Raw genomic sequence first — 12,237 nt, 5'->3', positions numbered from 1 at the left:
TATAAAAATGACACCAACAGAAATCGGCGATCTTTTTACCCATGCACTGTATATCGTACTGGTGATTGTTGGTGCCATGATTGTTCCCAGTCTGATTGTTGGTTTAATGGTCAGTACTTTTCAGGCAGCCACTCAGATTAACGAACAGACTCTGAGTTTCCTGCCGCGTCTGGTGGTTACCCTGCTGGCAATTATTGCCTTTGGTCCCTGGGCTGTTGCCACGGTTTTGGATTTCACCCGCCAGATTTATATGAATATTCCATTCATTATTGGTTGACCAGGTTATGTTCGAATTTGATGTAACGGATGTCAGCCACTGGATCAGCCGCTATGTCTTTCCCTTTGCGCGTATTTCCGGCTTGTTGATGGTGATGCCATTGATCGGTACGCGGATGATATCCCAGCGTATCCGGATTTTTCTCGCCGTTGCTATAACGCTGGTGGTTGTTCCCGTATTGCCACCGATGCCAAAAGTAGAAGCGCTGTCTCTGGCCTCTTTTATTATTGTGATGCAGCAATTACTGATTGGTATTGCGCTTGGTTTTATCGTTGAGATGTTAACCCAGGTGTATGTTATTGCTGGTCAGTTGATTGCGATGCAAACCGGTTTGGGTATTGCGACAACCGTTGACCCCAGCCAGGGCGCGTCGGTTGTTGTTGTGTCGCAGTGGTTTTTATTTTTGGTCAGCCTGGTGTTTGTTTCGCTGAATGGCCATTTGGTTTTAATCGAAATTCTGATCGATAGCTTCTCAACATTTCCGGTGTCCATGCAGGGATTTGGCGCCAATGATTTTGGTTTAATGATTCGCTGGAGTGGCTGGATGTTCTCAGCTGCATTGGTCATTGCCTTGCCAGCCATTGCAGCCTTGCTAGTGGTGAACCTGGCGTTTGGTGTTATGACCCGGGCAGCGCCGCAATTGAATATTTTTGCCCTGGGTTTCCCAGTTACCATGGTGGTCGGCCTGTTTATTATGTGGCTGAATATCAGCGAAATGGCGGTTGGTTTTCAGGTTCATATGGATACTCTGTTTGAGTTTCTGAAAAAGCTCACTTCGAGACAGTAGGCAAATGGCAGATCAGGATTCCAGTCAGGAAAAAACAGAAGAACCCACACCCCGAAGGCTTGAAAAAGCCAGGGAAGAAGGGCAGGCACCACGCTCCAAAGAATTGGCAACAACACTGGTTCTGGTGGTTGGTGCGTTAGGTTTATTAGTGTTTGGCCCATGGATGGCCGAACGTATGAATAATATTGCGCTGGCCAGTTTTAATCTTGAACGTGCTGCATTGTTTGATACCCGAGTTATGTCCAGCCAGTTGGGTGCGGCAATGGTTGAGGCGGGTGTGGCTCTGGCACCCTGGTTGGTGCTGGTGTTAATTGCCGCATTCGCGGGGCCCTTAAGTGTTGGTGGCTGGTTATTTTCCACTAAAGCAATCACTCCGAAGTTAGATCGGATTAATCCGCTGAGCGGTCTGAAACGTATGTTTTCGATGAACTCATTGGTTGAGCTTATTAAAGCCTGGGCTAAGGTACTGGTGGTAGGAACTGTTGCGTTTCTGGTGCTGAGTTATTACTTCGAAGATGCTATGGCGCTGCAGCATAAAGCGGCAAAACCAGCGATGGATAAAACCATCGAAATTATTATCTGGTCGGTTATCTTTTTGTGTTTTTCTACCGTGCTGATCGCGATAGCCGATGTCCCTTGGCAAATCTACAGCCACACCAAAAAACTACGTATGTCGATGCAGGAAATTAAGGACGAATTTAAGGAAACCGAAGGTAAACCCGAAGTTAAAAGCAAAATTCGTCAATTGCAGCGCGAAGTGGCTCAGCGCCGTATGATGGCGGATGTGCCCGATGCCGACGTGGTTATCACTAACCCGACTCACTATTCGGTGGCACTGAAATATTCCGCTGAGGCAATGCAGGCGCCACTGTTGGTTGCCAAAGGTAGCGATCAAACTGCTCTGAAAATCCGTGAAATCGCCAAAGAACATAACGTTGCTCAGATGCAGGCACCACCGCTTGCCCGGGCTTTGTATACCCACGCCAAGGTGGGGGAAGAAATCCCGGAAGGCTTATACGTCGCGGTGGCACAGGTGTTGGCGTATATCTATCAGATGGATATGTTTGTAAAAGGGCAGGGGCCGAAGCCTGATCGCAAACCGGATATGCCAATCCCTCGCGACCTGCGGGTAGACCCGGACGGCTCGTCACCGCAATAATTTTTTACCGACTGGTGATTTTAGGAAAGCTTCTTGCACTACTCCTCGTCAGTGATGAATTTCTGACGTTATTTTTGGGTAGTAAAGACACATGGCGGTTGCTTCTAAACAATCAGTATCGAAACAGCAGGTAACTGGCCAGCTTAAGCAGGTGGCCAACATACTGGCTCAGGGAAACCTGGGAATTCCTGTGATGGTTCTGGTGTTGCTGGGCATGATGACCCTGCCGCTGCCGCCATTTCTGCTGGATACGTTTTTCACTTTTAATATAACTCTGTCGATTGTCGTTTTACTGGTGAGTGTTTACGCCCAGCGACCGCTGGATTTCGCCATCTTCCCAACCATTCTGTTAGTCGCAACCTTATTACGTCTGGCCCTGAACGTGGCTTCAACCCGTGTAGTACTGCTGTACGGCCACGAAGGCGGTGATGCGGCGGGTAAGGTGATTGAGGCATTTGGTGAAGTACTGATTGGTGGTAACTATGCCGTTGGTCTGGTTGTTTTTACCATTCTGGTGATTATTAACTTTGTCGTGGTGACCAAAGGTGCTGGCCGGGTTTCGGAAGTAAGTGCTCGCTTTACCCTGGATGCAATGCCGGGTAAACAAATGGCCATTGATGCTGATTTAAATGCTGGCCTGATCGAAGCGGACGAAGCAAAAAAACGCCGTGGTGAAATTGCTGCAGAGGCCGACTTTTATGGCTCGATGGATGGTGCCAGTAAGTTTGTGAAAGGTGATGCGGTTGCCGGCATTCTGATTCTGATTATCAACGTGGTTGGTGGCCTGGCGATTGGTATGGGGCAACACGCTCTGGGCTTTGGCGATGCCTTATCTGCCTACAGTTTGTTAGCGATTGGTGATGGCCTGGTAGCCCAGATACCGTCGCTGTTACTGTCGACCGCCACCGCGATTATGGTTACCCGTAACGGCAGTGAAGAGGCGATGGGGGAACAGGTCGTTGGCCAGATGTTTGGTTCATCCCGAACATTGGGTGTGACGGCTGGTTTGCTTTTCCTTATGGGGGTGGTACCGGGAATGCCACACTTTGTTTTCCTCAGTGCTGCCGCTGCTGCGGGTACTGCCGCTTATGTGTCTCACTGGCGCAAGGAAGGGGGCAAGCTTGGTGATGCGGTTGCCCAGCGTTTTGGTATGCCGCCGAAAGTGAGCAGCGGTGGAGCTGTGGGTGACAGTTCAAATGCCTTGACGGCACCACAAGAACAGGCTGAAGCTGCCATTAAACAGATGGAAGTGAAAGAACTCGGCTGGGATGACGTTGAGCCCGTTGATCGGGTTGGCCTTGAAGTGGGTTATCGTCTGATTCCCCTGGTGGATAAAAATCAGGGCGGTCAGTTGCTCAATCGTATTAAGGGTGTTCGTCGTAAATTATCTCAGGATCTTGGCTTCTTGATGCCATCTGTCCATATTCGCGACAATCTGGATCTGTTACCCAATCAGTACCGCGTTACTTTGATGGGAGTTACTCTGGCCGAAGCGGAAATTTATCCCGAGCGTGAACTGGCGATTAATCCGGGTCAGGTCTTTGGTGATATTGAAGGTATGGCAACCAAAGATCCGGCCTTTGGTCTGGACGCATTCTGGATCGATGCCGATCAGAAAGATAAAGCACAGACGCTCGGATATACCGTGGTTGATGCCAGCACCGTGGTGGCGACTCACATCAACCAGAAATTGCAGAAACACGCCCATGAATTAATTGGCCACGAAGACGTTCAGAAGCTGGTGGATATGCTGGCGAAGACGTCGCCAAAACTGGCCGAAGAGCTGGTGCCGAACACCGTCAGCGTCAGCCAGCTGTTAAACGTTCTGCAGAGTTTACTGAAAGAAAGTGTACCGGTGCGTGACCTGCGCTCTATTGCCGAGTCTTTGGCGAATATGGGTGGCCAGAGTCAAGATACCGCCGCAATGGTATCCGCTGCGCGCTTGTCTCTGTCGCGCATGATCGTCCAGAACATCTTTGGTAACGCGGATGAGCTGCCGGTTATCACCTTAGATCCACAACTGGAACAGTTGTTGCTTCAGACTCTTCAGCAAAGTGCACAACAAGGCAGTCAGTACGGTTTGATACTGGAACCTGGCATGGCGGAAACTCTGCAGCGCTCTCTGGGAGAGGCTGCCCAGGAGCAGGAAGTTGCAGGACGGCCAGCGGTACTGTTGGTGACATCACAGCTGCGCGCAGCGATGGCGGAATTTATCCGCAACGGTATCGAAGCGCTGACTGTGATGGCGTATCAGGAAATTCCTGACAACAAAAGTATCACCATCGTTGCCAATGTTGGCGCACAAAATAATTGATAACTAACACGAATCTTTAACCTAATGACCGGGGTTCTGGTATGAAAGTGAAACGCTTTGTTGCTGCCAATATGCAGCTCGCCCTGCGCAAGGTTTCTCAGGAATTGGGAGCCGATGCGGTCATTATGTCGAGCAAAAAAGTTGAAGATGGCTTCGAAGTGGTTGCGGCTCTGGATTATCAACCAGGCCATGAAGCCGAAAGTGACGATGTTTCCCGCCAGCTGGAATTACAGAAAGAACTGGAAGCGGCCAAAGCTTACCGAGAGTCGCGTGTTGGCGGAGCTGCGGATGGCGCCAGCCGTGAACAACAGCAACGTGTTGAGTTTGCCCAGCGTTCCGATCTGAATTCGACCGAAGGCCTGGAAGAAGTACTCCGTGGCCTGAAAACTAATCAGTTTGATCGTCCGGCAGCTGACAAAGCTCCGGTAGCGGCTGCAGAGCCTGAGCTCCCTCAGTTTGACCAGCAAGCGTTTGATGCCCGCGTTAAGCAATCTGAAGAGCGTTATAACAGCGCTATCCATGCTATGAGTGGTGAGCTGAAAGAATTAAAAAACTGGATGGTAAGCCATCAGGGCAGTGCCTGGGATACCAGTCGCCCTTTGACCTGGCAGCAGTCTCAGTTATGGCAACGTTGCCAGGATGTTGGTCTGGAGCCAGCCTGGGCTGATCGTGTTGCCAGTCAGATCAAAGATGGTGAATCGCTTGAAGATGCCTGGCAGCAGGCGTTACAACTGATTGCCAGTGACTTACCTGTGGCATCTCCGGAACTGTTGGAAAAGGGCGGCCGTTACGCTCTGGTTGGACCAACCGGCGCCGGTAAAACCACCACTATTGGTAAGCTGGCGGCCCAGTTTGTGATTCATCATGGCCGCGACAGTGTGGCATTAATCACGCTCGACAATTACCGCGTTGCTGCACATGATCAGATCAGTACCTTTTCCCGTTTACTGGGCGTTGAACTGCATAAGGTAAATGATGAAAAAGCCTTTAAAAACGCACTGTTAAAAACCCAGAACAAAAAGCTGGTGCTGATCGATAGCGCTGGATTAGCCAGTCAGGATCCACATTTTCAGACACAATTGTCTATGCTTAAAAAAGCGGGTTCCGGCCTGAAAAAATTGCTGGTGTTACCTCTGACCAGTCAGGGGCGCTGCCTGCAGGAAAATTATGAACATTTTAAAGCAGCTGGTTTAGTTGGCTGTGTATTTACAAAACTTGATGAGTGTTTCAGCCTGGGTCCGGCAATGAGTGTTGCCGCTCTGACTAAATTACCAGTCACCATAGTAACCGACGGCCCGCATATACCGGATGACGTACATTATCCGGATGCTGCCAAACTGGTTCAGCTGGCTGAACAAATGGCTCGCATGGCGCGCACCCGCTGGCAGGCGGCAGAAGCGATGCACCTGGCAACTCAGTCTCGTTTTCAACAAGGAGCATAACCAAATATGTCTAGGCACCCTGTACAAGTCATTGCTATCACCGGTGGTAAAGGTGGTGTAGGTAAAAGCAATGTATCGGTGAACCTGGCTATCGCATTGGCTGAAATGGGCCGGCGAGTTGTGGTTTTGGATGCGGATCTCGGCTTAGCGAATATCGATATTCTGCTGGGTATCAGCTCAACAAAAACAATTGAAAATGTGCTGCAGGGCGAGTGTGAACTGCGGGACATTATGGTTCAGGGACCGGGCGGTATTCGTATTGTGCCAGCCTCCTCAGGAACGCAGAAGTTATCCCAGCTGAACTCGATGGAACACGCTGGTCTGATTCAGGCGTTCAGCGATATTGGTGACGATATCGATGTTCTTATCATCGATACCGCAGCCGGTATCTCAGATACCGTTATGAGTTTTGTTCGTGCTGCGCAGGAAGTACTGATGGTGGTCACTGACGAACCAACTTCGATTACTGATGCCTACGCACAGATTAAACTGCTCAATCGTGACTATGGTGTTTTTCGCTTCCGTATCATCGCCAATATGGTGAAGTCTCCACAGGAAGGGAATGCGTTATTTGGTAAGCTGACCAAGGTCACAGACAGGTTTCTGGATGTCGCCATGCAATACGTCGGAGCCATTCCTCAGGATGATGCGGTGAAACGCGCCGTACAACGCCAGAAAGCCGTGGTGGAAGCTTATCCACGTGCCAAAGCGTCGGCTGCATTTCGTGCGTTGTCGAAAAAAGTGGACTCCTGGCCGTTGCCATCAACGCCTCGTGGTCATCTGGAATTTTTTGTTGATCGCCTGGTTCAGGAAACCGGAGCGTAGTCGTGGTTGCGGGAAGTTGTCTGGTGTATTCAGAAGTTCAAAATCACAATGTGGATGAATTAGTTCGCGAGCATGCACCGCTGGTTAAGCGGATTGCGCATCATATGCTCGGACGACTCCCCGATAGCGTTCAGGTCGATGATCTCATCCAGGCCGGCATGATCGGCTTACTGGAAGCAACGCGTAAGTACGACGGTGGCAAAGGCGCCAGTTTTGAGACCTATGCCGGTATCCGTATTCGTGGTGCCATGCTGGATGAAATTCGCCGCGGCGACTGGGCACCTCGCTCAGTGCATCGCAACAGTCGACGTATCTCTGAGGCCATAAAGCAGGTTGAAAGCGAAAAAGGCCGTGATGCTGAAGACAGTGAAGTGGCTGAGCATCTGGGAATTTCTCAACAGGAATACCATTCGATTCTTCAGGACAGTGCAGGATGTCGGCTGTTCAGCTACGAGGAAGTGCTGGAGAAAAGTGAATCCGGCGCCGACGTGTTTGAAACTGACAGCCCTAATCCGTTGGAAGGTATTGAAAGGGGAAGTTTCCAGAACAGTCTGGCTGAAGCGATCAAAGGACTTCCAGAGCGTGAGCAACTGGTGCTGGCGCTGTATTACGATGAAGAGCTCAACCTGAAAGAAATCGGCGCAGTTCTGGGCGTCAGTGAAAGTCGTGTTAGTCAGATTCACAGTCAGGCCGCAGCGCGGTTACGCTCCCGACTGACTGGCTGGATCGAATAATTCGCCCGCTGCTTAATCCTGTTAAAAACTCTTATACCTGAGTGCTCAGCCACTCCCTGCCTAATCGATATTCTTGTTAAAGAATCGCGAATCTCCCCAGCTTGTTTCTGGATAAAGCCATAACAAGGTCTACACTAAATCTTAGTAACGACTTGGAATATACAAAGTCGACTAGTGGAGGTCGTTTTGGACAAAAATATGAAGATTCTTATCGTTGATGATTTTTCTACGATGAGACGTATTGTCAAAAATTTACTGCGTGATCTGGGGTTTACCAACACGGCCGAAGCCGATGATGGGACAACCGCTTTACCGATGCTGCAGAACGGTGATTTTGATTTTCTGGTCACCGATTGGAATATGCCCGGAATGACAGGCCTTGAGCTGCTTAAAAAAGTACGCGAAGACGAACGCCTGAAGTCCATGCCCGTGTTGATGGTAACGGCAGAAGCCAAGCGTGATCAGATTGTCGCAGCAGCGCAGGCCGGCGTGAACGGCTACGTTGTAAAACCTTTCACCGCAGCAGTGTTGAAAGAAAAAATCGACAAAATCTTTGAACGAGTCGAAGGCTAACCGGAAGGCAACGCGATGTCAGACATCAAACAGTCGGATGATGACGGTGCAATCGGCTCAGAGATGAAAACCCTGGCCGAAGGCATGTTAAAGCAGCTGGAAAGCGGTGATTTAGGAAAAGCTGTAGCCATGGTTAACGATCTCAATCAAGTACGTGACCGTACTCTTTACGAAGAAATAGGCCGATTGACCCGTGCTCTGCATGAATCTATTAAAAATTTAAAAATTGATTCCATTGGCGCAGGTTCAGAAATCGAACACGCGACCGATAAGTTAGCGTACGTCGTTGAAATGACAGATAAATCCGCTAACCGAACAATGGATCTGGTTGAAGCAAGTTTGCCATTGGCGGCTGATATTCAGAGTCGCTCTGGTGAGCTGTCGCAGCAATGGCAGCGATTTTTGAATAAAGAACTTAAGCCGGAAGAGTTTCGCGCTCTGAGCAAAGATATTCAGGCGTTTTTACAAAACAGTGAAACGCAATCGCAGCAATTACAGGGTCAATTGTCAGACATTATGCTGGCCCAGGATTTCCAGGATTTGACCGGGCAGGTGATTCACAAAGTAGCGGACCTGGTCCGCGACGTTGAATCGCGTTTGGTAACCCTGGTGGCTATGGCTGGCCACGTCGATTCCATTACCGGAATTACCCACAGTGACTTAGAGGTTGGAGAAAGTCAGTCTGAACCATCAGCGGATGGGGATATTGAGGCGGAAGGCCCGCAGATTGATAAATCCAGCGAAGATGTAGTTAGTAGCCAGGATGACGTAGATGACTTGTTATCCAGTCTTGGCTTTTAGAGGAGCTAACGGATGAGTTTCGATGCAGATGAAGAAATCCTCCAGGATTTTTTGATTGAAGCCGGTGAAATTCTTGAATTACTGTCCGAGCAGCTCGTTGATCTTGAGCAGCGCCCGGATGATAACGACCTGCTTAATGCCATTTTCCGTGGCTTCCACACCGTTAAAGGTGGTGCTGGTTTCTTACAGCTGAACCCATTGGTTGATTGCTGTCACGCGGCGGAAAATGTGTTCGATACGCTCAGAAACGGCAACAGAACGGTTAATCCGGATCTGATGGACGTTGTTCTGCAGGCGTTGGACAGTGTTAACGAGATGTTTGAAGCGGTGCGTTCCGGCGCGGAGCCAGAGAATGCAGATCCGGCTTTAATTGAGCGCCTGCATCAATTAGCGCTCCCCGAATCCGAAGATGAATCCAGTGCCGCTGAACCGGCTGCTGCAGAAGAGCCAGCTCCGGCAGTTGCTGATGTTGCTGAGGAGCCTGCCCCGGTTGAACCCGCTTCTGAGCAAGATTCCGGCGATATCACAGACGATGAATTTGAACAGCTGCTGGATGCCTTAGATGAAAAATCTGAAGCGCCAGCTGCACCGGCAGAACCTGCAGCTCCGGCGGCGGGTGGCGATGAGTTTTTTGATATCGGTGGTGAGACAGCCGATGACGATGACGAGATCACCGAAGCCGAGTTTGAAGCTTTGCTTGATCAGATTCATGGCAAAGGAAAGCACATCAGCGCCGACGATGCTAAGAAGCAAGAGTCGCCAGCAGAAGAATCAAACGATGAAAAGCTTTCGCCAGCGACTCCATCTGGCGGTGATGATCTGATTACTGACTCAGAGTTTGAAGAGTTGTTGGATCGTCTGCATGGTAAAGGCAAGCATTCAGCGACTACAGACTCTGAAGCGGACGCTAAAGCCCCTGAGGCGCCTGCGCCTCCTCCGGCTAAAGAACAGCCCGCTAAACCAGCCCAACCTGCTGCCGCAAAACCTGCTGCAGCTGCGGCTCCAGCGGCGAAAAAAGAGACCAAAGCCAAACCTGCGAAGCCTGCTGCACCGGCTAAACGTGCAGCGGATAAAGAAGCCCCGGCTGCTGAAGCAACTGTTCGGGTTGATACCAAGCGTCTCGACGACATTATGAATATGGTTGGCGAGTTGGTTCTGGTGCGTAATCGCCTGGTCAGGCTTGGTCTGAAGAGCAGCGATGAATCGATGGCAAAAGCAGTTGCCAACCTCGACGTGGTCACTGGTGACCTGCAGGCGTCCGTTATGAAAACCCGGATGCAGCCCATCAAGAAAGTGTTTGGCCGCTTCCCTCGGGTTGTACGTGACCTTGCCCGTCAGCTGAAGAAAGAAATTAACCTTGAGCTGCGTGGTGAAGAGACCGATCTGGACAAAAACCTGGTTGAAGCTCTGGCGGACCCATTGGTTCACTTGGTGCGTAACGCCGTTGACCATGGTGTTGAAATGCCGGATCAGCGTGAACAAAACGGTAAAGCTCGTGTTGGTACCGTTGTGTTATCGGCTGAGCAGGAAGGCGATCATATCCTGCTGATTATTCAGGATGATGGCGGTGGTATGGACGCTGATGTTCTGCGCCGTAAAGCGGTCGAAAAAGGTGTTATGGATCAGGATGCTGCTGATCGTCTGACTGAGAATGAATGTTACAACCTGATCTTTGCGCCTGGTTTCTCGACCAAAGAGCAGATTTCGGACGTCTCGGGCCGCGGCGTTGGTATGGACGTGGTTAAAACCAAAATTACCCAACTCAACGGTACGATCAATATCGATTCTGAGATGGGTAAAGGCACCAGTATCCGGATTAAAGTACCGTTAACGCTGGCCATTATGCCAACGCTGATGGTGATGCTGAAAGATCAGGCATTTGCCTTCCCGTTGGTGAGTGTGAACGAAATTTTCCACCTGGATCTGACTCAAACCAATATTGTTGATGGTCAGGAAGTGGTGGTCGTGCGTGAGAAACCCATCCCGCTGTTCCACCTTAAGCGCTGGTTGGTTAAAGGCGAGGAGTTTGCCAAGGCTGATGAAAGCGCCCATGTCGTGGTGGTTTCGGTTGGCACAAAACGAGTTGGATTTGTCGTTGATCAGTTAATTGGCCAGGAAGAGGTGGTTATTAAACCGCTGGGTAAAATGTTGCACGGTACCGCAGGTATGGCGGGCGCAACAATCACTGGTGATGGTCGTATTGCCCTGATTCTGGATATCCCGAGCATGCTCAATCACTACTCGTCGAGAACGATAAACGCGGCCTGAAGCCAATAAGGGGAATGAATGAGCATTCGAGTTCTGGTTGTTGATGATTCCGGGTTTTTCCGTCGCCGGGTTTCCGAAATCATCAATGCCGATGGACGTATGGAAGTGGTTGGCAGCGCGTCGAATGGACGTGAAGCTGTTGAAATGAATGCGTCGCTGAAGCCCGATGTCATTACCATGGACTACGAAATGCCGGTTATGGATGGCATTACGGCCGTGCGGACGATTATGGCGCAACAGCCTGTGCCTATTCTGATGTTCTCATCACTGACATTTGAAGGAGCCAGGGTAACGCTGGATGCGTTGGACGCTGGTGCTCTGGATTTCCTGTCGAAAAATTTTGATGCTGTGGCGAAAGGTACAGCAGAAGTAAAAAAAGCGCTGACCGATAAAATTGCGGCTGTTGCCCGTAAGCAGTCCCGGGTTCTGTCGGAGGCTTCTCCTGCTCCTACGGTTTCTGCTCGACCTGCCCGAAGTAAGCCAGTTGGCAAAACGGATGTCGTTGTTATCGGTACCTCCACTGGTGGCCCTGCCGCATTACAAACGTTGTTTAAATCGATACCTGCCGGATTTCAGACTCCGATTGTGATTGTTCAACATATGCCTGGTTCGTTTACCAAGGCGTTTGCCGAACGATTGAATGGTATGAGTCCGCTGATCGTTAAAGAAGCGGAAGATGGGGATGTGCTGAAAAACGGTCACGTCTATGTTGCCCCCGGCGGTATGCAGTTAATGGTTGATAAACGTAATGGTGGCTCAATTCATATTCATGAAAGTGATCAGCGTATTAACTATAAGCCGAGTGTTGATATTGCCTTTGCCTCGGCAGCGAAACATTTTCCACGTTCAACCCTGGCCATTGTTCTGACCGGAATGGGATCGGACGGCAAAGAAGGCGCGCGCTTGTTAAAGAGTTCCGGCTCAACGATATGGGCGCAGGATGAAGAAAGCTGCGTAATTTTTGGTATGCCGCTGGCAGTCATTAAAGAAGGTCTGAACGATGAAGTATTGGCGCTGCAGGATATTGGTCCGCGCTTAAGCAAAGAATTGGGATAGA

Annotated in this window: 11 protein-coding genes; all 11 read left to right on the top strand. The window is 50.2% G+C overall.

Annotated features, from left to right (window positions below):
• The first annotated feature begins 7 nt into the window (after positions 1 to 7).
• Positions 8 to 277 carry a flagellar biosynthesis protein FliQ gene (fliQ, locus tag ACOQOZ_RS09435; protein WP_420592017.1) on the top strand — a complete coding sequence of 90 codons (270 nt, stop codon included), beginning with the start codon at positions 8 to 10 and terminating at the stop codon, positions 275 to 277.
• 7 nt (positions 278 to 284) lie between these two features.
• Positions 285 to 1,064, top strand: a complete 780-nt coding sequence (fliR, locus tag ACOQOZ_RS09430) for a flagellar biosynthetic protein FliR (RefSeq protein ID WP_420592016.1) — start codon at positions 285 to 287, stop codon at positions 1,062 to 1,064.
• Positions 1,065 to 1,068: 4 nt separating this feature from the next.
• The gene (gene flhB / locus ACOQOZ_RS09425; protein ID WP_420592015.1) at positions 1,069 to 2,223 is read left to right on the top strand and encodes a flagellar biosynthesis protein FlhB; all 1,155 of its coding nucleotides are present in this window, start codon (positions 1,069 to 1,071) and stop codon (positions 2,221 to 2,223) included.
• Positions 2,224 to 2,314: 91 nt separating this feature from the next.
• Positions 2,315 to 4,537: a flagellar biosynthesis protein FlhA gene (gene flhA, locus ACOQOZ_RS09420; RefSeq protein WP_420592014.1), complete on the top strand. Its 2,223-nt coding sequence runs from the start codon at positions 2,315 to 2,317 to the stop codon at positions 4,535 to 4,537.
• A gap of 41 nt (positions 4,538 to 4,578) precedes the next feature.
• Positions 4,579 to 5,979 carry a flagellar biosynthesis protein FlhF gene (gene flhF, locus ACOQOZ_RS09415; RefSeq protein WP_420592013.1) on the top strand — a complete coding sequence of 467 codons (1,401 nt, stop codon included), beginning with the start codon at positions 4,579 to 4,581 and terminating at the stop codon, positions 5,977 to 5,979.
• A gap of 6 nt (positions 5,980 to 5,985) precedes the next feature.
• Entirely contained in the window at positions 5,986 to 6,804 is an 819-nt protein-coding gene (locus ACOQOZ_RS09410; protein ID WP_420592012.1) for a MinD/ParA family protein, read from the top strand.
• A 50-nt stretch (positions 6,805 to 6,854) separates the two neighbouring features.
• Positions 6,855 to 7,538, top strand: coding sequence for an RNA polymerase sigma factor FliA (locus tag ACOQOZ_RS09405; RefSeq protein WP_420592011.1), 684 nt, complete (start codon positions 6,855 to 6,857; stop codon positions 7,536 to 7,538).
• A 186-nt stretch (positions 7,539 to 7,724) separates the two neighbouring features.
• Positions 7,725 to 8,111 carry a chemotaxis response regulator CheY gene (gene cheY / locus ACOQOZ_RS09400; protein ID WP_068653960.1) on the top strand — a complete coding sequence of 129 codons (387 nt, stop codon included), beginning with the start codon at positions 7,725 to 7,727 and terminating at the stop codon, positions 8,109 to 8,111.
• A gap of 15 nt (positions 8,112 to 8,126) precedes the next feature.
• Positions 8,127 to 8,912, top strand: coding sequence for a protein phosphatase CheZ (locus ACOQOZ_RS09395; RefSeq protein ID WP_420592010.1), 786 nt, complete (start codon positions 8,127 to 8,129; stop codon positions 8,910 to 8,912).
• A 12-nt stretch (positions 8,913 to 8,924) separates the two neighbouring features.
• Complete coding sequence (locus ACOQOZ_RS09390; protein ID WP_420592009.1) at positions 8,925 to 11,180, top strand: chemotaxis protein CheA; 2,256 nt, start codon at positions 8,925 to 8,927, stop codon at positions 11,178 to 11,180.
• An 18-nt stretch (positions 11,181 to 11,198) separates the two neighbouring features.
• Positions 11,199 to 12,236: a protein-glutamate methylesterase/protein-glutamine glutaminase gene (locus ACOQOZ_RS09385; RefSeq protein WP_420592008.1), complete on the top strand. Its 1,038-nt coding sequence runs from the start codon at positions 11,199 to 11,201 to the stop codon at positions 12,234 to 12,236.
• Position 12,237 lies beyond the last annotated feature (1 nt).

This window comes from Bacterioplanoides sp., assembly GCF_965219715.1.
In the GTDB taxonomy this organism is placed as follows: Bacteria; Pseudomonadota; Gammaproteobacteria; order Pseudomonadales; family Oceanobacteraceae; genus Bacterioplanoides.
The sequence above is the reverse complement of the archived record's forward strand: the minus strand, read 5'-3'. Positions and strand labels throughout refer to the sequence as shown.